This is a genomic window from Pseudomonas syringae pv. cilantro (assembly GCF_001293775.1).
GTDB classification, from domain to species: Bacteria; Pseudomonadota; Gammaproteobacteria; order Pseudomonadales; family Pseudomonadaceae; genus Aquipseudomonas; species Aquipseudomonas syringae_P.
This window is the reverse complement of sequence record NZ_LGLN01000056.1, coordinates 74180-93200: the sequence shown is the minus strand read 5'-3', so window position 1 is coordinate 93200 and position 19021 is coordinate 74180. Positions and strand designations below refer to the sequence as shown.

The following is a 19021-nucleotide window of genomic DNA, read 5'->3' as shown; positions in this document are numbered from 1 at the left end:
TGGTGGAGGGACTCTGCCTGGCGGAGCAATTCCTGCTCGTGCTGAATATGGACGTCGACCAGTGCCCCCACCACTCTTAGCGGTGCGCCCGAAGGATCTCGTCTTGTCTGACCTCTAGCCCTAAACCATCGGTACTCACCACTTTTCATCTTCAAGCGGTATTCGATATCAAAGGGTGTTTTCCCCGTCCGATCGGTAAGGTGCGCGCTAAATGCACTTAAGCTTTGCGCTTTATCTTCGGGGTGCAACCGGGATGCCCAGCTGTCGAGAACATCAGGGAATTCTTCAACAGTCTCAAACCCTAGCAACTTTCGGAACTGCGGCGACCACCAGAATGGATTTTTTGAGTTGACCGGATCTCCAGCGATCACTTCCATATCCCATAGGCCATCTGAAAGCATCTCGCGCGCCAGCTCAAAACGAGTGATGATCACTTCATGCATCTGGTCACGCTTAAGCTCCTCGTGAATATCACGAAGCGAGCCAGCAACGCGAACGGGAGTCCCACGCTCGTCACGTAGAGTTTCACCCTGCGCGTAAAACCATCGGTAGGTGCCATCTTTCATCGCCAATCGGTTCTTAACCTTGTAGGGCGTTTGACCCGACTTATCATTCAGATGCCTTGCAAAAGAATCCAGAGTTGCTTGCTTGTCGTCCGGATGTAAACGATCAGCCCAGCTTGCCAACACGTTTGGAAAATCGCGCTCGTCGCTGAACCCCAGAAGACTCCGGAATTGCGATGACCACCAGAATCGATTTTTTGGATTAACAGGATCACCAGCAATGACCTCCATGTCCCATAGACCTTCACTAGAGGCGCGATTCACCAAGTCAAACCTCACCTCGTGTGCTCTAGAGCTGGCGGTAGCTTCGCCTATGAGGCTTCGAGCAGACTCAAGCTCAGCTTCAAGCTCGTGGATACGTTCAGCAGCTCGTGCTTGGGACACGTCTAAGACGCTCCAAGCCTGCATCACGCCGGGGGCTTCTGCGAAGCCTGCCACTTCGGGCGCACGGCCTGTGAGAATGGCTACGATTAACTGTTTTAACGCCTCGCGATCACGGCGCCAGAAGGGCAAGATTTGCATGATGGACTCACTGAGTGGCTAGAGGGCCGTATCCTTGGCAACTTGCTATCTGTGTCGTCAACACGCCTGGAATCTTAAGAAATAAAAGTACGGCGTCGTACATGAACAGCTGTCGAAGCTAACCTGCTATAGGGCAGCGCTTTGCCAAGATCATCCATTTCGAGGAGCCTACGCTCGGCACATGCAGAGTGTTCAGCAGAGGCTTATCAGTCAGCAGGTCAAGACTCAACGCTCACTGCTCGCCCGAGGCTGGAAGTTCGATATCGCACCGCAGGGCGGCATATTCATTTGGGTCTATCATCCGGATCTCCCTGATCTTCAGCCGTTCATGAATAAACTCGAACAACACAAGATTCTGTTGATGCCGGGGTCTGCGTTCTCTGTGTCACGGGATTACCAGCGTTATGCGCGGATAAACTGCACGCATTTTTCTGAGACGGTGGAGGAGCATTTTTCGGTTTAATCGGCCCAGCGCATGGCCTGGTTGCAGGGGTTACTTACGCGCCATACCCACCGCTCAGTGGCACTGCCATGAGCGGGGGTCAGGCCGCAACTTCGTTCAGACATACTGACCCTTTTCATTCATACGGCCGCTGTCATATGCCTTGCGCTTTTCCGGATCGGACAGAATAGAGAACGCAGTTGAAATGTCCTGAAAACGCGCTGTCGCCCCTGCATCGCCAGGGTTTTTATCCGGATGGTGCTTCATCGATGCGTTATGGTAGGCCTTTTTGACCGCAACTGGGCTTGCCGTCATATCCGAAAGCCCAAGACGCTCGTACAACGGCTTGACGGCGGGTTTGGCCGGGCCGGACTCGCCCACCTTGGCAGAAGCGCTCGCACCCGTTGTGTTATTGGACCGCGGCGGTGGCGCACTGTTGGTTTGCGGTCGGCTGCGGGGAGGCGTTTCCGGACGCGCCTGTTGTTGAGCGCCGCCAGGTCGGCCGGACGAAGGCCGTGGTTCCGCTTTCGGTGGCGGTGGCGCTCCATTGGCCTGTGGCCGGGTACGCGGAGGCATCTCCGGACGCGCTTGCTGTTGAGCGCCGCCAGGTCTCGGGGCAGGACCTGACGTAGGTCGTCGCACACGCTCAGCACCCGGCCGTCCTGATTCATTGAACAACCGTTGTATGACTTTACTCATGCCAACTTTGCTGGCGAAAGAAGCGTATGGCGAGTTTTCCGTTTTACCGTTGTTCTTATCGGGCCCCTGCACGGATTCGGCGAACGCCTTCGCCATCTCCTTGCCCAGTGAAAATAACGTCTTGCCCTGACTATCGAGGGCTTTCAAAAAGCTCATCACGTGCGGCTTCAGCTTGTCACGCTCCCAGACCACACTGACCACATCAAACGCAGCCCGCGCCAGTTTGAATAGACCGCCTCCGCTGTGCGTATGGACTCCATCCACGGGCTTTTCGCCGCGCAACGCTTTCAGAATCTCCGAGAGCCCCTGTTGTTGGCGCTCGTTGAGCCGGTTTATCTGCTCCAGCAATGAGTTGCCCACCCGCAAAGCCGTTTGGCCAGCGATGTGACTCGCGACATCGAACGCGTGATTTATCTTTGACGTATTCGACTCGCCTAGCGCCGCCCGCGCTACAGAAGTCGCCACAGCAGAGAGGTTGGAGAGGTTGATCATATTGCTTCCCCAAGAATTGATATCGCCTGTGTGGTCCACAACACGATAGAGTTCCCAAGTTGAAGCAATGTGCCTGAATCAGCCCGCCCTGGCCGCCATCGCCGTCACTTCCACACGCATTCCGTCAACCGCCAGCGCAGCCACGCCTACCGCCGCGCGAACTGGCCACGGCTTTTGGAAGAAGCGCTTGTACACTTCGTTGAATGCTGCGCGGTCTGCCATATCGGTCAGGTAGATGGTCAGGTGCAGGACTCGATCCATTGAGCTGCCGGCCCGCTCCAATGCGTCTTTCAGAGCCCGCAAGGTGCATTCGCTTTGTTCGGTAATGTCGCCCAGTTCCAGGCTGCCGTCGGGGCGGGTCGGAATCTGGGTGCTGACCAGCAGGCCGTTGAAGTCGGCAACGTCGGAGGAGATGGAGTCCGAATCGGGATCAGGAGTGAAGGTAATATCTGCGTTTGCCATGGGTTCTCTGCTTTGCAAAAGACGGAAAACAGCAAGCCTACGCGAGCGACAGGCAAGGGTCGAGCCGTGAGCTTTTTCAAGGAAAGTTGAAATGCACGGCGTTGCCCGACAGAATCGCGACCCGATCCAGCCAACGGCGCTGGAGGCTTCGGTTGAAAAGGTGCGGCGGTTGAACGAACAGACATTGTCAATGCGCCTCGAGCGCGTCGCCTCGCATGTGCCGGCCGGTGCGCGATTGGCCGATATTGGCTCAGACCACGGCTATCTGCCAGTGGCGTTGTTGAAGCGTGGCGTCATTACCGCAGCGGTGGCGGGCGAAGTCGCGTTGACGCCGTTCTGTGCGGCCGAGCGCACCGTGCGTGAAAACGACCTTGATCAGCGGATTACCGTGCGCCTGGCCGATGGCCTGGCGGCGATCGAACCGGGCGATGGCATCACGGCAGTGAGCATCTGCGGCATGGGCGGTGAGACGATTCGTGACATTCTCGACAGCGGCAAAGCTCGGCTGAGTGGGAGGGAACGGTTGATCCTGCAGCCCAACGGCGGCGAACAACCGCTGCGTGTGTGGCTGATGGAAAATGGCTGCCGCATCGTCTGCGAGGAAATGCTGCGGGAAAACCGTTTTGACTACGAGATCATCATCGCAGAACCTGACGGGCCGGTGACTTACACCGCTCAAGAGCTGTATTTCGGACCGCTGCAGATGCAGACGCGCAGCCCGGCGTTTCTACTCAAATGGCAGCGCCTGCTGGGCAAGAAACAGAAGACGCTGAGCGGTTTTGCCAGAGCGCAAAAAACCGTACCGGAAGAGAAGCTGCAGAGCATTACGCAGCAGGTGCAATGGATTACCGAGTTGCTGGGTTGAGCATACCAATCGAACTCATGCCCCGACCCGCTCTCAAAACGGCATGATCAACCGACGGGAGCAACACGACCATGCATTCAGACACACTTTCCTGGGGTCACGGGCCTCGTCTGTTCGAAGTGTTCCTCGAACCCACCTGCCCTTTTTCAGTGAAGGCGTTCTTCAAGCTTGATGACTTGCTGGCTCAAGCCGGCGAAGACAAGGTCACGGTCAAAATCCGCCTGCAATCCCAACCCTGGCATATGTTTTCAGGCGTCATCGTGCGCTGCATTCTGGCGGCAGCAACGCTGGAAGGCGGTAAGGAAAGCGCCAAGGCGGTCATGACGGCGGTTGCGTCACACCGCGAAGAGTTCGAGTTCGAACACCACGCGGGCGGACCGAATCTCGATGCCACACCCAATGACATCATTGCGCGCATCGAGCGCTATAGCGGCCTGGCGCTGGCCAAGGCGTTCGCCAACCCCGACCTTGAGCACGCGGTGAAATGGCACGCCAAATACGCTCGGCAAAACGGTATTCACGTTTCACCGACCTTTATGGTGGATGGTCTGGTGCAGCCCGCGTTGAGCAGTGGCGACCCGGTGTCCAAGTGGGTGTCGGAGGTTGAATGAAGCAAGCTGATGCTTTACTAATATATAGGTGAGCCACGCATTGCACGGCTTACCGGGAACCTAACAATGCACTAATCGATGATCTTGACCGGCACCGTGCTGCCTTCCGGCAGTGTCACAATCAGCGCTTCTACCCTGTCACCGCCTGCGCTTGTCGAGGAATTATCGCTGTAAACCTTGCCTCCTTGACTCAGAAAATCACCTAGCTTCATTTCCGTCGTCACATGATCGGAACGTGCGTAAATCCTCAGGGCTCCCAATGCGCCCCGACCTGCCATGACATTCAAGGACGGTGTATTCAACGAGGAGGCATGCGCTGTTCGAGGCCTGTAGGCCTCCGCCTTATCAGGTCTCGCTCCGGTATGCCGGGCATAAGGGCTTTCCTGTAATTCTTCATGAAGCGCGATCATGGCACCTGAATTTGGATTCCCGGCGACACGTCCACTTTGTACGTATTCTCTCGGCATCGTGCGGTATACCGACGTTTTACTGTTTAACTTGTAAACCCTCATCGGATCATGTGCGTTGAGAAAGTTTTCCCTCTCCTTGCTGGACAACTGATGAATGGAGGTCAGCGTGTATTGCCCAACAAACCGCGAGGGTGAATCACTGCCCGTCCCATACTCGGGACTCGCCGGAGGGCTGTAAGTACGATCAACGCCGCTCGTACTGCAGAAGTTTCCCATTTAAATGCTCTCCAGATGGATTGAAATACTGTTTTCCACGTCCGGATTCCTGCCTGTTCAGACCGGTTTCAAATAAATCCAAACGTATTTTTTACCTCGCCCGACATAGTCAACAACGCTTCGACGATGCGGCGCATCTCAACATTATCGAGTTCAAGCAATGGCATTCGCGTGTGCACGACTCCCCCGTTCTTGTCATCGAGACCTACGGTAAAAAACGGTGTTCTGAGGTTAAATGCGTTAAGCCGCAAGAGTCTTTGACACGCATGACTGTCCAGAATGCCGGCAACGCCAATGTTAGATAAAAAGTGCACCCACTTGGATGCGTCTTGATATATCTTTATGGAAACTTCTTTAAACTGAAAACAATACACTTCATTTTCATGTTGTTTTACAGGAAGCTCAGGCATTTCATAATCTTTCGCCAGCCTGTCAATCAGAAGATCAAATGCGTTTTTCACCAGAGCATCCGCGTAGAAATCACATCACTTGCGTGGTCAGCAACGACGTTCTGGTTCCATGATCATCCTGTGCCAGCGGCATCTTGCAGCCGCCCTTGTACCGGACAATCAGAGAGCTGCTTCATGGCTTTGTGTGGATCAGCGAGCCTCCACGCAATCAAGCGCCTGACAGGCTCGAAACCACGGAGCCTGTCGGAGCAACTGCTCAGAGCATGTCCCACTGACAGCGTTGATTGGGAAACCTATCACGCAGCCGCCATTCGCTCATTGATCCACTCATGACTGCGCGCCAGTGCCTTGCGCGCCAATGCTGTCGGGAAGTGGATGAACCCGTGCGGGGACTCCGGCATAAGGTGCATTTCCACGTCTGCCGAGTTCGCCCAACGCTCGGCCATTTGCAGTGTGTCGTCCAGAAGAGGATCGATCTCCCCGACAAACATCAGCGCTGGCGGCAGGTCGGTCAAATCACCATACAGCGGTGAAAGTGGCGCTTCGCGGCGCTTTTGGTCACTGATATCGGGGGTTAGCAAGCGCATTGCGCTGACCATGCCGGGGCCGTCCAGCACCAGAGTGTCCGGGCCTGCAGTGCGGACACTCGGCGTGCCGGTCAGGTCGTAAACGCCGTAATACAGGACCGTACCGACCACGCGTTCAAGCAGTTCAGGTCTGGCTTTCAACTTCAGCAGAGTCGCGGCGGCAAGATGCCCCCCCGCCGATTCGCCGACGACGATGACAGGCAGCCCGGCAAACTCTTCGCAGTCGTTCAGTAGCCAGCACGCGGCAGAAAAACAGTCGTCCATCAGGCCTTCGACCGGGGTCGACACGGCAAGCCGGTAATCCACGGACACGATTGCCACGTCGCACTGATTGAGCATGCCGATGTTCAGATCGTCATTCATCTGCGCATTGCCGATCACCCAGCCGCCGCCATGGATGTCGAATACGACGCCTTTGAGCTTGCCTTTCGGCCTGATGATGCGCACGGGCACCGGCACTCCGTTGGCGCTGATAATTCTTTTTTCAGCCCGAAGCCCTTGCTTGCCGAGCTTGAACGCCCCTCCCACCTGCCCTGCTCGCAACAGCGCCTGAATCACCAGCGGTGCAACGCGATTGCGGATACGAAAACGTGGCAGGCGCGCGAGGGTCTTGTTGAACCGTCGCACTTGCGCCAACTCTTCCTCGCTGGAAGGCCAAAGCTTTTTAGTGTCCAATTTCTGCTCTCTCGTCAGGCTCTGATGTGCGGGAGCCTGTGCAGCGATTGCCCCCGCTTATACCTGAGAGGTCGCTAATCGTAGAACGGTTCAACCGCCGCACGACTGCCAACAAAAAAACTGTCCGCGACCAGGCGTAACGGCTGCAGATCAAGATCGCTGGTTTTAGTGGCAATCAACTGGTGAAAGTGTCGATACACCGCCGCGTACTCGCCTTCCTCTGAAACAGTCTGGCGCACACCATCGATGCTCAACAGCGCACCGCCGTTGTCCAGACGCACTATGCCTTCGGCGCAGCGAATTTCGATGCTCCAGAGTTCGTCATGACCGTGGTCGAAATCGAACTCAGCGCGGATATCGAGGTGGCGTGCGTCAGACATCTTGATCGATGCGGCGATAGGCGACTGGCAGTTGCCAGGCACGCGCAGTTCGGCAGATTCCACGAACATCGGTAACGGCAACAGATGGGTCGCGATCGACAAGGCATTGATACCCGGATCGAATACGCCGAGGCCACCAGGCTGCCAGATCCATGCCTGACCCGGATGCCATTTGCGCACGTCTTCTTTCCAGTCGATCTGAACGCTTTGCAGGGTGCGCGTGGAGAGCCATTCGCGGGCAACTGCAATACCGGGCGCGTAACGCGAGTGCCAGGCGAACAGACCGCTGACGCTCTGCTCCGCTACCTGATCGACCAGTGCCATCGCTTCGCCCAACGTGGCGCACGGCGGTTTTTCCACCAGCACATGCTTGCCAGCAGCCAGCGCCTGTTGCACCAAAGCAAATCGGCCTTGCGGCGGCGTGCAGAACGCAATCGCATCGACATGCAGCCCGCTTTCGAGCAATTCACCCAGAGACTTGAAATTCTCCACCCCGGCGCAGGGTTGCCCCTGTGTTGCGACGGCCACAAGCTGGAAAGCGGGGTTGGCGCGGATGGCAGGCACGTGCTGATCCTGAGCAATCTTGCCGTAACCCACCAGACCGAGACGAATCGGTTGCATACATGACTCCTGCGTTTTTGTAGTTATCGTGGGGCACAGTAAACCAGATGTTAATCGTGGTCGGTAAGGGGGTAGAGCATTGGTAAGAGCAGTGATCTCGCGGGCACCTATCGTTCCGCACGCTCCAGCGTGGGAATACAGTTCGGGACGCTCTGCGGCCCATTGCAGCAGTAACGCGTACCGCAGCCCTTACGATGGGCAGGCAGCATTCAATCCGAAACCTCGGTTACGTCAGATACCGTGCACAGCTTAAGATTTGTGACGCGGAGCGTCACGGGATACATCGCCAATGCATTGGCAAGAGAGTCCGGTGGTTTTACGTACAACAGGCACGATGATCAATTCACGCAGAACCACCCTATTACTCAATAGTCTTAGCCTTGCAGCCATTGCCTTGTATAGTTGCCCCTTCATCTCAGGAGCTTTCCATGCGCATTCCTTCTCGCTTGATCGGTGGCGTTCTGGTCGCCACGTTGCTGACCCAGATTTCTGCCTGCGGCAGTATTTTCTATCCGGACCGTCGGGGTCAGATTGATGGCAAGGTTGACCCGGCCATTGCGGCGCTGGATGCTTTCGCGCTGTTGTTCTATATCGTTCCCGGTGTGATCGCGTTTGCGGTGGACTTCGCGACAGGTGCGATTTATTACGGACCTGGCGAGCATGCGCAGATCGATCCGCAGAAGCTGCAACCGGCGATCAAGGCGGACGGCAGCGTCGACAACATCAAGCTGCAAGCCATTATCGAAACCGAGCTTGGCCGCTCCCTGCCATTGAACGACCCGCGTCTGATCCAACACAAAGGCAGCGTGGAGCAACTGGCGACACTGGGTCTGATCCCGGCAGCCTGACAAGAAGGAAGCGTCATGAGCACCACTGCCGAACATTCCCGACTGTTGCGTCTGGCGACGCGGGCCTCGCTGGCGGTTGCGGTGACTCTGATTCTGGCCAAAGGCGTTGCCTGGTGGCTGAGCGGCTCGGTGAGCCTGTTGGCCGGACTGACCGACTCTCTGCTCGATGGCGCGGCTTCGTTTCTCAATCTGCTGGCGGTGCATTACGCGTTGCGGCCGGCCGACGATGATCATCGCTATGGTCACGGCAAAGCGGAAGCCCTGTCGGGCATGGCACAGGCACTGTTCATCACCGTCAGTGGCGTGCTGATTGCCGTTCAGGCCGTCGAGCGCATCCAGAACCCGGAGCCACTCGGCGCGCCGCTGCTGGGCATGGTGGTGATGGTCGTATCTATCGGCCTGACGCTTGCGCTGCTTACCCTGCAATACCGGGTGATCAAGGCGACCGGCTCTGCGGCCATCCGTGCCGACTCGCTGCACTACCGCTCTGACCTGCTGCTCAACGCAAGTATTCTGGTGGCCCTGACGTTGGCGTATTTCGGTTGGCAACAACTGGACGCCTATTTCGGGCTGGGCATCGCGGTTTACATTCTGTGGAGCGCCTTGCAGATCGCCCGCGAAACAGTGTCAGTGTTGATGGATGAAGAGCTGCCGACCGACGTGAGCGCGCGCATGCTGGAGCTGGCGTGCAATGTGCCGGGTGTCCTCGGCGCCCATGATCTGCGCACGCGGATTTCCGGTAATCGCTGGTTTGTGCAGATGCACCTGGAACTGCCGGGAACGCTCACGCTATCGGTGGCCCACGCGCTCTGCGACAGGGTGGCCGACGCCATTCACGAGCAGTTCCCGAAGGCCGAAGTGCTGGTGCACGCCGACCCTCAGGAAGTCGTCATGAACGCTGACGCCTGACCGACCTCAGTTGACGCTGTAACCACGCCCGGCCAGACAGGCGCCCATTGACCGGCGATAGACGTCCACCACGTCAGGCGGCGGTTGCCCCGAGACATTGGCTGGATCAAAGCCACTCTCGTCGGCGGCCCAGCGATAGCACTGGTAACGATCCAGTTCGACCTGTTGCGGGCTCTGGCCGTTGGCAGGATAGGCAACCGGGTCGTAGCCATTGCCCTGTTGCTGAGGCGCGGACTGGTAAACCGCTTCGTTCTGCGGCGGATTGACCACCACATATTCCTGAGTGTCAGGCTGATAAGCGTAATAAGTGCCCGCTGCCAGAAACAACAGGCTGCTGCCGATCCACACTTCCTGAGAATACGACGGCAGCCTGCTTACCCGAACGCCATAAGGCGGGTTCACCACCACATAGCGTGGGCCCTCCGGGCGATACCAATAGCCTTGCGAATAGAAATAATCCTGCCCGCGATAAGGAATGCGCGAGTATCCGCCCGGCACACGATCTATCGCATAGCCCGGTCGGTACTGCGGGCCCGGTCCCCAGCCATTGCCGTGCCCGTCCGGACGACCTTCCCAACGATCATTGGGGCGACCGTTGCCAGCCTGCCAGTTGCGGTTATTGCCACGCGGGATGTCCTGATAGTAGCCCTGACGCGGCGGCTGCGTTTGCCGGGCCTCTCTTGGTCCGCCCTGGATCGGCAGGTTGTCCTGATTTTGTCGCAACTGCTGACGCTGCTGATTTTGCTGCTGCTGAATCTGGCGCTGCTGCTCACGTTGCTGCTGCTCGATCTGCTGTTGTTGCTGGCGCTCGACGTTGCGCTGCTGAAGTTGTTGCTGCTGGATCTGCTGCTGTTGCTGACGTTCGACCTGACGCTGTTGATTCTGCTGCTCCTGAATCTGGCGTTGCTGATTGTTCTGCTGCTGGTTGATCTGCTGTTGCTGCTGACGCTCGACCTGGCGCTGCTGATTCTGTTGTTGCTGAATCTGACGCTGCTGGTTGTTCTGCTCTTGCCGAAGCTGTTGTTGCTGCTGTTGCACGTTCCCTGCGGGGCCGCCGTTGGGCTGGTTCTGCCGGGAATCATCACGCTCGTCGGCCAGCGCCTGAGCACTGATGCTCAAACACAACAGACTTACACCCGCAAACTGCCAGATGCCAGATTTCATGCTTTCCTCACTAGGACGCGGGTCGATGTCATTAAGACTGCATAAGCGTAGCGCCGTTCTCGCACTTTATCAGTAGACCACTTATTCAGCAGACAAAGAAAAGGGGACCAGAAGGCCCCCTTGAGATATTTCGTCGTCCTGCGCAACGCTTTTGACGCTGGCTCACCGCATGCCGTCTTCTGGACAGTATGTAGCCCGAGGGCCTGGCACACCCGGTGGGGTGGGAGGCCGCGACCGGCCTGATTGGGCGGGTCGCGCTGGACGCTGTGTCCGGGCAGTGATTCTGTTTAAAAGAATAGGCCTGAGGCGGTGGCAGAAGATTGCTAATATTGCCGATTAAAACATCACTTGCGCAATTTTTGACTTCAGATGAATAATCCAGCGCAATTGAACTCATTAAGGGATGCATCGTGAGCAAGCTCGACAGATATGACCTGAGTATTTTGGCGGAACTGCAACGCGACGCCCGTATTTCCAACCAGGAATTGGCCGAGCGCATTGGTCTGTCACCTTCGCCGTGCTCGCGTCGGGTCAAGCAACTGGAAGACGACGGCTACATCGTGCGCCAGGTCGCACTGCTGGATCGCAAGAAGCTCGGCCTGAACCTGACCGCCTACGTACTGATCGGCATGGACCGGCATACGCCGGAGCGCTTCGAGAACTTCGAGCAGCATATCCGCAACCTGCCGCAGGTGCTGGAATGCAGCCTGGTCACCGGTATGGACGCGGACTACCAGCTGAAAGTGGTGGTGCCGGACATGGATCACTACCAGAAACTGCTGCTGGGGCACCTGACCCGCATCGAAGGCGTGACCAGCGTCAAATCGAGCTTCGTGCTCAATCAAGTGCTGGCCAGTACGGAGATGCCGCTGACTCATTTGCGCAACTGAGCGGCCACGGACCTCACAGCTTTGCGGCGACTTCCCGATATTGGCCCTGATCCAGACCGTCGAGCGTCCAGTCGCCAATCCTGACCCGCACCAGCCGCAAGGTCGGCAGCCCGACGGCGGCGGTCATGCGCCGCACTTGCCGGTTGCGGCCTTCCTTGATCACCAGTTCCAGCCAACGGGTCGGCACGCTTTTGCGAAAGCGCACTGGCGGGTTGCGCGGCCAGAGTTGCGGTTCGTCCAGTTGCCGCGCTTCGGCGGGCAAGGTCGGGCCATCATTGAGCTGTACGCCGTCGCGCAGCTGCTGCAACTGCTCCTCGCTCGGTTCGCCCTCGACCTGCACCCAATACGTCTTGGCCAGCTTGTGTTTCGGGTCGGCAATCCGCGCCTGCAACTGGCCATCATTGGTCAGCAGCAGCAAGCCTTCGCTGTCTCGGTCCAGCCGTCCGGCCGGATAGATACCGGGAATATCGATAAAGTCCTTGAGCGTGGCCCGCCCGCCTTCGTCACTGAACTGTGTCAGCACGTCGAAAGGCTTGTTGAACAGGATCAGTTTCGGCTCGGCCGGAGGTGCTTTGGCGACGCGACGGGCAGCACTCGCAGGGCCGGGGGCAGGACGACGGGAGGTGGGACGTTGAATGCGGGACATGAGAATTCGGCAATCGGAAAACAGAAAGGGCCACTTTAGTGGCCCTTTCGGCAAATACCAATCTATTAACGAGCGGCTATCAACGGAATGGCGGCTCGTCGAAGCTGCGCAGTTTGCGTGAGTGCAACGAGTTCAGTTGCGTGCGCATAAGGTCCAGCGCGGCGATGCCGATCTTCAAATGCTGGCTGACTGCACGTTCGTAGAACGCGTTGGCCGAACCCGGCAGCTTGATCTCGCTGTGCAACGGCTTGTCGGAAACGCAGAGCAACGTGCCGTAAGGCACCCGCAAGCGGTAACCCTGAGCCGCGATGGTGCCGCTTTCCATGTCTACGGCAACAGCGCGCGACAGGTTGATCAGCGGTCGCTCCTGCGCCCAGCGCAGTTCCCAGTTGCGGTCGTCGTAAGTCAAAACGGTGCCTGTCCGCAGGCGCTTCTTGAGCTCTTCGCCCCGTTCGCCAGTGATCTGCGCTGCAGATTCCTGCAAGGCCAGTTGCACCTCGGCCAAGGCCGGAATCGGGATGTGCGGCGGCAGCACCCGGTCGAGAATTCCGTCGCGCCGCATGTAGGCGTGGGCCAGCACGTAATCGCCAATGGTCTGCGACTGCCGCAGGCCGCCGCAGTGGCCAATCATCAGCCAGCAATGCGGACGCAGCACGGCCAGGTGGTCGGTGATGTTCTTGGCATTGGACGGGCCGACGCCGATATTGACCAGGGTCACGCCGTGACCGTCTTCGGCTATCAGGTGATAGGCCGGCATCTGATAGCGATGCCAGACCACACTGGCAACGATAGCCTGCGCTTCGTCGACGCCCATGCTCTTGTCGACCACCACGTTGCCCGGCAGGACCATGCGCACGAAACGCGGGTCTTCGCGGAGTTTTTCCAGGCCGTGCAGAATGAACTGGTCAACATAACGGTGATAATTGGTCAGCAGAATCCACGGCTGTACATGGCGCCAATCGCTGCCGGTGTAATGCACCAGACGGCGCAGCGAGAAATCCACCCGAGCGGCGTCGAACAGCGCCAGTGGCAGCGGATCGACATTGGCCCAGTCATACAGGCCGTCGGCAATACCGTCAGTCGCGGCCGACAGGTCGGTGCTCGGAAACACCCGCGCCAGCGCCGCGGCGGTCACGCCGGTGCCCGCCAGCTCATCGCCCTGCTCGACCACGTAAGGGTAAGGAATGCTCTGCTCGCTCATGCCGACTTCGACCGTCACGGTAAAATCGCTCATCAGCGGGACAAGCTGCTCCAGCAGGTATTTTTTGAAGGCTTTGGGCTGCGTGACCGTGACGCTGTAAGTGCCGGGCAGTTGGACCTTGGCGTAGGCGCGAGTGGTCAGCGGCACTTCACCGTGGCATTTGTAGACCAAACGCAGTTCCGGGTAATTGAACTGCGCTCGCTCTTCGGCGGTTGGCTCTACGCGGTCTTTCAGGTAGCGCTTGAGCGCCTGACTCAGCGCGCTGGTGGCGCGCTCATGCAGCTCGGCAAGTCGCTCGACGGCTTGCTCGGCAGTGTCTACGACAACAAAGGCTTGGGTCACGATTATGTCCTGTGTGATCTGGCAGACGTGCATCGTAACGGGTTCGTGTGCTCATGCCACCTGTGGCGACGACCTTCGCAGCAATGTTTCTACCTCGACGCCTCTGGGCAATGCGCCATACACTCGCGCGCCGGACACCAGTCGACCGGCAATGAAGCCGTCACTGACCGCCGCGTTGCCCGCTTCCAGCAGCAGTTTGCCCTGCAAGGCGATGGCGATGTCTTCGGTCAGTTGCCGGGCGCGATACTGGATGTCGCGGGTGTCCTGAAACGCAGCTTTGAGGTTGTTGATATGCGCCGCCAAGTGGCGGTCGCCGTGCCCGTCGCCCAATTCGTCAAACAGCGCATCGAGCGCACCGGGCTCTTTGGACAGGGTACGCAGCACATCCAGGCACTGCACGTTGCCGGAGCCTTCCCAAGTCGAGTTGACCGGTGCTTCGCGATACAGCCGGGGCAAAATGCTGTCTTCGACATAACCCGCGCCGCCCAGGCACTCAGCCGCTTCATTGATCATGGCCGGAGCGCGTTTGCAGATCCAGTATTTGCCCACCGCCGTGACCAGCCGGACAAACCGTTTTTCGTGATCATCGTGCAGATGATCCAGCGCCCGGCCCATGCGCAGGGTCAGGGCCAGCGCAGCTTCGCTCTCAAGCGCCAGATCGGCCAGCACGTTCTGCATCAACGGTTGTCCGGTGAGCAATCGGCCACCGACGGAGCGGTGCGCGCAATGATGAATGGCCTGGGTCAGCGCCTGACGCATCAAGGCGCTGGAGCCGATCATGCAGTCGAAGCGGGTCATGGCGACCATTTCGAGAATGGTCGCCACACCACGCCCTTCCTCACCGATCATCCACGCCAGCGCGCCGCGAAACTCCACTTCGCTCGATGCGTTTGACGCGTTGCCCAGCTTGTCTTTCAGCCGCTGGATATAGAACTCGTTGCGGGTGTCGTCCGGGCGATGACGCGGCAGCAGAAAACAGCTCAGCCCTTTTTCAGTCTGCGCCAGCGTCAGAAACGCATCGCACATCGGTGCGGAGCAGAACCACTTGTGCCCGACCAGTTCGTAAGCCTGACCAGGCCCGCCTGCGCCCACGGCGAACGCGCGGGTGGTGTTGGCGCGCACATCGGTGCCACCCTGCTTTTCGGTCATTGCCATGCCGATGGTTGCGCCGGTCTTGTGCGCAATGCCGATGTTGCGCGGGTCGTAATGGGTGGACAGCACTTTGGGCAACCAGATTTCAGCCAGATCCGGTTGCAGCCTGAGCGCGGGCACGCTGGCGAAGGTCATGGTCAATGGGCAGCCAGTCCCGGGCTCGGCCTGCGTGTGCAGGTAACTCATGGCGGCGCGCGCGACATGCGCACCAGGCTGTGGATCGGTCCACGGTAATGACGGAATGCCATGCTCGATGGCGGCGCTCATCAACTGGTGATATGCCGGGTGAAACTCGACCAGATCAATGCGATGACCATAGCGGTCATGGCTGGCGAAGACGGGCTTGTGCCGGTTGGCCAGAAAACCTGCTTCCATCAACGGCCTGCCCGCCAGCGCGCCATAGGCGTCGATCCGCGACTGCGCCCAGCCCGCGCCGAAGCGCTGGCTCCATTCCTGGAGCGGCACGTCGATGCGGTAGAGGTTTATATCGCCCAGCGGCGGCGGCTGGTTGGTCACCTCGTGGGTTTCGGCGAAGGCGTTCAGGTTCATAGGTCATCTCCTGCCTGCGTAAACGCGCAGCCTGTCAGGCAGTGAATCACGCACGCGTCCCGGGCAAAAGTGCCGTAGCCGCCTAAACAGCGGCGTGATTGCCCTGGCGCTTATTCAACGCTTGTTCAACGCTTGTTCAACGGCCCCACTGAGCTTTCAGCTCCGGGGTTTTGCGCACGGCCCCCGGCACGGCCATCAGGACCGGCAGACTCAGGGTAAAGCAGCTGCCTTTGCCAGGCTCCGAACGATGGCTCAGTTCGCCGCCCTGCAATTCGACCAGTTTCCGGCAGATCGCCAGGCCGATGCCCAGCCCGCCGTACTCACGGGTCATGGAGCCGTCGACCTGAAAGAAGTGCTGATAGAGGACGGCTTCGTCGAGGTGCCCGAAGCCGATACCGCTGTCCATCACTTCGATCCGCAAGTGCATGCGCTCCAGGTCCTGCGGCTGACCACTGAAGCGCACCTGCACCGCGCCTTTACGGGTGAACTTGATCGCGTTGTCCACCAGGCACTCGATGCATTGGTACAACTTGCCGACATCCCCGCGCACGCTGGGCGGCAGCTTATCGTTGAGGTCCAGCGTCAGAATCAGGCCCTTGGCGTGCGCAGCAGTGCTGAAGCGCTCGCGCAGTCTGTCGACCAGATCGTCGAGTACAAACGCGTCGCACTCGGCGTACAGCACGCCGGCCTGCAGTTCGGTCAGGGTCAGGATGCCATTGATCATGGTCATCATGTCCCGCGCCGAACTGGCCGCAGTCTGGTGATACATCTCCACTTCGTCGTCCATGTCGAGCGTCTGCATGACTTCCAGCGAACCGATCACGCCGTTCATGGGCGTGCGCAGTTCGTGAGTCAGGGTGGCGAGAAACTCGTCCTTCAGGCGGTTACTGGTGGCCAGTTGCTTGTTCAGGCGTTCCAGATCCTGACCGGCGGCCAGCAACGTCTGCGCCTGCTGGCGCCGGGCGTGATTGATACGGTCTGCCAGCGCCATGGAAAGAAACGCCATTTCCAGCAAGGTGCCGATGTGAATGGCATACATGGTCAGGAACGTATTGGGCAGATAGCCGAGCAACATCAGCGTGAACACGACACCGCTGCCAAGGAATACCGACCAGGCGAGCACAAAATAGCGGCCGACCCGCTCGCCCTTGACCACGGCGACAATGCCCGCCAGATAAATCGACAAGGTTCCCGTCAGAATCAGATAGGTCGCAGCGCGCAACGCAGGTCCATAACCGAGAAACAAGGCAATGCCCATCACCAGCACTGCCGCGCCGATAATAGCCATCAGTAACCGGTCAAGCCAGCGGCTCAAACGGGCGGTCATCAGAAAACTGCGAGTGAACTGACAGGCGAACAGCATGGCCATTGACATCAGGAACGGCGTGGATGCATTGGCCCACCATGGGCTGTCGGGCCACAGGTATTCGATCGCCACCCCGTTGATCGACATCTGATACAGCCCGAACGAGGCGACATACAGCAGGTAATAAAGGTAATCCGCTTCGCGGACGCTGATGTAAATGAACAGGTTGTAGACCAGCATCCCCAGCAACACACCGTAGATCAGGCCAAATACGTAGATCTTGGTCGGTTGCGCTTCGATATAGGCATGGGTGGACCAGAGATTCAGCGGTGCCTGAACCGACCCGGCGCTGCTGACGCGCAAATACAGGGTGCGCGTCTGGCCCGGCGGCAGATCCAGCTGAAACAGGTAGTTGTTCTGGGCGAACTGACGGGTGGAGAACGGCAGCATATCGCCGGTCCGCCAGGCGAGCTTCAGGTTGCCATCAGCCTCCGGCTCGTAGAAGTCGATGCGATCCATCGGCGGATAGGCCAGCTCCAGCAGCCAGTCGTTGTGCTTCTGAGTGTCCACCGGGTTATAGGTGAGTTCGACTTTCAGCCAGAAAGCAGAATGCGAGTAGCCAGCATTGAAGGTGCCTGCATTCAAATCGCGAAATGCACTTTTTCCGGCCGCAGAGCTGACGCTCTCGATGGTGGCCTCACCGGTCTTGTCTTCGAACACCTGAATGGCACGCCCCAGGGGCATGAACCGGGTGCTCTCATCAAACTCGACCGCGTGCACCTGCAACGGCAGCCAAAGAGCCAGAATGATCAACAGATAGCGCATTGAAGCCCCAAGGTAGGTCGTCGATTTCAATCCATCCGTTGATTACGACGTCCGCTAATTTCTATCCTTGAAACAGGCTAATGATTCAAAACAGACCTTTTAACGTGAACAGGCAGGCTTCTGCACAAGAAAAGTTACAAACCCGCTACATTCTGCCTTACCGGTGAAGCATAGCCGCTAATATCTGAAAGACATTAGCGTCTTCAAAATCAAAGCAATAGCTCTACATCGGCCATTTCAAAGCAAACATGAAAATTTTTCCGATCCGTACAGGAATCGGGAGAAGCCTGAGCCATTGTCCCGCGCAATAAAAACCGGGGACCGGCAAGCGGCTCACGAAAGGTTAGTGATAAGCTCGCACACCATGAATATCTATAGCTCCCGCCCCGTTGTCCTCTGCCTCTCCGGCCACGATCCCAGTGGTGGTGCCGGTTTGCAGGCTGATATAGAAGCCCTGCTCGCCCAGGGTTGCCACGCCGCTCCGGCGATTACCGCGCTGACCGTGCAGGACACCGTGAATGTCAGTGACTTCCGGGTGCTCGATCGTGAATGGGTGATGGCTCAGGCCAACGCCATTCTCAATGATTCATGTGTGGCAGCCGTCAAGCTGGGCATGCTCGGTTCGCTGGAGATGGTCGACACGGTGGCCGAACTGCTGCGGGCTCACCCGCATCTGCCGATGGTCTGCGATCCGGTATTGCGGGCCGGGGGCGGCGGAACGCTGGGCAAGGATGAAGTCGGTTATGCCATGCGCGAACGGCTGCTGCCGCTGTCGATCATCGCCACGCCGAACCTGCCTGAAGCACGCATTCTGGCGGAGCTGCCGGAGGGCACCGCGGATGAATGCGCGCACAAGCTGCTGCCCTTCTGCGAACACCTGCTGATCACCGGCGGGCATGGCGACGAACAACAGATCCACAATCGCCTGTACGTGCGCAACGGGCAGACGCACACCTTTGTCTGCGAGCGTTTACCGGGCAGCTATCATGGCTCGGGGTGCACACTGGCCAGCGCGCTGGCCGGGCGTATTGCGCAGGGCGAAGAACTGGTCAGCGCCGTAAAGTCGGCGCTGGATTACACCTGGCGAACATTGCGTGACGCCGAACAGCTGGGCAAGGGGCAATTCGTGCCTCGTCGTCTGCCACTGGACTTTTGTTCGTAACACGCATGGGGC

18 protein-coding genes and 2 pseudogenes are annotated in these 19021 nt (G+C 58.5%); 8 read left to right on the top strand and 12 right to left on the bottom strand.

The features are described 5' to 3' along the window. Positions 1–62 precede the first annotated feature (62 nt). Positions 63–794 (bottom strand): annotated as a pseudogene (locus ABJ99_RS29835) (PAS domain-containing protein); the annotation flags it as partial. A gap of 454 nt (positions 795–1248) precedes the next feature. On the opposite strand from ABJ99_RS29835, the pseudogene ABJ99_RS14165 reads away from it, so the two are divergent. Next, positions 1249–1548 (top strand): annotated as a pseudogene (locus ABJ99_RS14165) (PLP-dependent aminotransferase family protein); the annotation flags it as partial. A gap of 96 nt (positions 1549–1644) precedes the next feature. Here the strand turns inward: ABJ99_RS14165 and ABJ99_RS14160 are convergent. Continuing rightward, positions 1645–2718 carry a J domain-containing protein gene (locus tag ABJ99_RS14160; protein ID WP_054086339.1) on the bottom strand — a complete coding sequence of 358 codons (1074 nt, stop codon included), beginning with the start codon at positions 2716–2718 and terminating at the stop codon, positions 1645–1647. A gap of 78 nt (positions 2719–2796) precedes the next feature. Beyond that, positions 2797–3180 carry a RidA family protein gene (locus ABJ99_RS14155; RefSeq protein ID WP_054086338.1) on the bottom strand — a complete coding sequence of 128 codons (384 nt, stop codon included), beginning with the start codon at positions 3178–3180 and terminating at the stop codon, positions 2797–2799. A gap of 169 nt (positions 3181–3349) precedes the next feature. Between ABJ99_RS14155 and ABJ99_RS14150 the strand changes: the two genes are divergently transcribed. Beyond that, positions 3350–4045: a tRNA (adenine(22)-N(1))-methyltransferase gene (locus ABJ99_RS14150; RefSeq protein WP_054086386.1), complete on the top strand. Its 696-nt coding sequence runs from the start codon at positions 3350–3352 to the stop codon at positions 4043–4045. Between the two features lie 71 nt (positions 4046–4116). Further along, positions 4117–4656 carry a DsbA family protein gene (locus tag ABJ99_RS14145; protein WP_054086337.1) on the top strand — a complete coding sequence of 180 codons (540 nt, stop codon included), beginning with the start codon at positions 4117–4119 and terminating at the stop codon, positions 4654–4656. A 71-nt stretch (positions 4657–4727) separates the two neighbouring features. Here ABJ99_RS14145 and ABJ99_RS14140 read toward each other — a convergent pair whose 3' ends face one another. The 4 genes from ABJ99_RS14140 to ABJ99_RS14125 form a co-directional block, all read right to left on the bottom strand. Beyond that, a complete protein-coding gene (locus tag ABJ99_RS14140; RefSeq protein WP_054086336.1) occupies positions 4728–5342 on the bottom strand; it encodes an AvrPphF family type III effector in 615 nt (204 codons plus the stop codon). Positions 5343–5410: 68 nt separating this feature from the next. Continuing rightward, positions 5411–5803, bottom strand: coding sequence for a CesT family type III secretion system chaperone (locus tag ABJ99_RS14135; RefSeq protein WP_054086335.1), 393 nt, complete (start codon positions 5801–5803; stop codon positions 5411–5413). A 245-nt stretch (positions 5804–6048) separates the two neighbouring features. Next, entirely contained in the window at positions 6049–7014 is a 966-nt protein-coding gene (locus ABJ99_RS14130) for an alpha/beta hydrolase (protein WP_054086334.1), read from the bottom strand. Positions 7015–7088: 74 nt separating this feature from the next. Then, positions 7089–8015: a Gfo/Idh/MocA family protein gene (locus tag ABJ99_RS14125; RefSeq protein ID WP_054086333.1), complete on the bottom strand. Its 927-nt coding sequence runs from the start codon at positions 8013–8015 to the stop codon at positions 7089–7091. Positions 8016–8443: 428 nt separating this feature from the next. On the opposite strand from ABJ99_RS14125, the gene ABJ99_RS14120 reads away from it, so the two are divergent. Continuing rightward, on the top strand, positions 8444–8863 hold the full coding sequence (locus ABJ99_RS14120) for a hypothetical protein (protein ID WP_054086332.1): 420 nt from the start codon (positions 8444–8446) through the stop codon (positions 8861–8863). Positions 8864–8878: 15 nt separating this feature from the next. After that, complete coding sequence (locus tag ABJ99_RS14115; protein ID WP_054086331.1) at positions 8879–9772, top strand: cation diffusion facilitator family transporter; 894 nt, start codon at positions 8879–8881, stop codon at positions 9770–9772. A gap of 6 nt (positions 9773–9778) precedes the next feature. Here the strand turns inward: ABJ99_RS14115 and ABJ99_RS29605 are convergent, their stop codons facing one another. Beyond that, positions 9779–10270 (bottom strand): DUF6515 family protein, encoded by a 492-nt coding sequence (locus ABJ99_RS29605; RefSeq protein ID WP_310886734.1) that lies wholly within the window; start codon positions 10268–10270, stop codon positions 9779–9781. A 168-nt stretch (positions 10271–10438) separates the two neighbouring features. Here ABJ99_RS29605 and ABJ99_RS29600 point away from each other — a divergent pair, with 168 nt between their 5' ends. Together ABJ99_RS29600 and ABJ99_RS14100 are read left to right on the top strand one after the other, a co-directional pair. Further along, entirely contained in the window at positions 10439–10981 is a 543-nt protein-coding gene (locus ABJ99_RS29600; protein ID WP_054086384.1) for a hypothetical protein, read from the top strand. Positions 10982–11346: 365 nt separating this feature from the next. Continuing rightward, positions 11347–11826 carry an Lrp/AsnC family transcriptional regulator gene (locus ABJ99_RS14100; protein WP_007251053.1) on the top strand — a complete coding sequence of 160 codons (480 nt, stop codon included), beginning with the start codon at positions 11347–11349 and terminating at the stop codon, positions 11824–11826. 13 nt (positions 11827–11839) lie between these two features. Here the strand turns inward: ABJ99_RS14100 and ABJ99_RS14095 are convergent, their stop codons facing one another. The 4 genes from ABJ99_RS14095 to ABJ99_RS14080 form a co-directional block, all read right to left on the bottom strand. Further along, positions 11840–12472, bottom strand: a complete 633-nt coding sequence (locus ABJ99_RS14095) for a pseudouridine synthase (protein WP_054086330.1) — start codon at positions 12470–12472, stop codon at positions 11840–11842. A 79-nt stretch (positions 12473–12551) separates the two neighbouring features. After that, positions 12552–14048 (bottom strand): AMP nucleosidase, encoded by a 1497-nt coding sequence (gene amn / locus ABJ99_RS14090; protein WP_162491549.1) that lies wholly within the window; start codon positions 14046–14048, stop codon positions 12552–12554. Between the two features lie 18 nt (positions 14049–14066). Next, on the bottom strand, positions 14067–15716 hold the full coding sequence (locus ABJ99_RS14085; protein ID WP_054086329.1) for an acyl-CoA dehydrogenase family protein: 1650 nt from the start codon (positions 15714–15716) through the stop codon (positions 14067–14069). Positions 15717–15852: 136 nt separating this feature from the next. Then, positions 15853–17847 carry a 7TMR-DISM family protein gene (locus ABJ99_RS14080; protein ID WP_054086328.1) on the bottom strand — a complete coding sequence of 665 codons (1995 nt, stop codon included), beginning with the start codon at positions 17845–17847 and terminating at the stop codon, positions 15853–15855. 364 nt (positions 17848–18211) lie between these two features. Here ABJ99_RS14080 and ABJ99_RS14075 point away from each other — a divergent pair, with 364 nt between their 5' ends. Beyond that, entirely contained in the window at positions 18212–19009 is a 798-nt protein-coding gene (locus ABJ99_RS14075) for a hydroxymethylpyrimidine/phosphomethylpyrimidine kinase (RefSeq protein WP_054086327.1), read from the top strand. Positions 19010–19021 lie beyond the last annotated feature (12 nt).

Excerpts from the sequence above, each read along its gene's own strand:
- ABJ99_RS14160 (WP_054086339.1), bottom strand. The coding sequence starts at position 2,718 with ATGATCAACCTCTCCAACCTCTCTGCTGTGGCGACTTCTGTAGCGCGG.
- ABJ99_RS14120 (WP_054086332.1), top strand. The coding sequence starts at position 8,444 with ATGCGCATTCCTTCTCGCTTGATCGGTGGCGTTCTGGTCGCCACGTTG.
- ABJ99_RS14155 (WP_054086338.1), bottom strand. The coding sequence starts at position 3,180 with ATGGCAAACGCAGATATTACCTTCACTCCTGATCCCGATTCGGACTCC.
- ABJ99_RS14085 (WP_054086329.1), bottom strand. The coding sequence starts at position 15,716 with ATGAACCTGAACGCCTTCGCCGAAACCCACGAGGTGACCAACCAGCCG.
- ABJ99_RS14140 (WP_054086336.1), bottom strand. The coding sequence starts at position 5,342 with ATGGGAAACTTCTGCAGTACGAGCGGCGTTGATCGTACTTACAGCCCT.
- ABJ99_RS14145 (WP_054086337.1), top strand. The coding sequence starts at position 4,117 with ATGCATTCAGACACACTTTCCTGGGGTCACGGGCCTCGTCTGTTCGAA.
- ABJ99_RS14095 (WP_054086330.1), bottom strand. The coding sequence starts at position 12,472 with ATGTCCCGCATTCAACGTCCCACCTCCCGTCGTCCTGCCCCCGGCCCT.
- ABJ99_RS14075 (WP_054086327.1), top strand. The coding sequence starts at position 18,212 with ATGAATATCTATAGCTCCCGCCCCGTTGTCCTCTGCCTCTCCGGCCAC.
- ABJ99_RS14115 (WP_054086331.1), top strand. The coding sequence starts at position 8,879 with ATGAGCACCACTGCCGAACATTCCCGACTGTTGCGTCTGGCGACGCGG.
- amn (WP_162491549.1), bottom strand. The coding sequence starts at position 14,048 with ATGCACGTCTGCCAGATCACACAGGACATAATCGTGACCCAAGCCTTT.
- ABJ99_RS14080 (WP_054086328.1), bottom strand. The coding sequence starts at position 17,847 with ATGCGCTATCTGTTGATCATTCTGGCTCTTTGGCTGCCGTTGCAGGTG.
- ABJ99_RS14125 (WP_054086333.1), bottom strand. The coding sequence starts at position 8,015 with ATGCAACCGATTCGTCTCGGTCTGGTGGGTTACGGCAAGATTGCTCAG.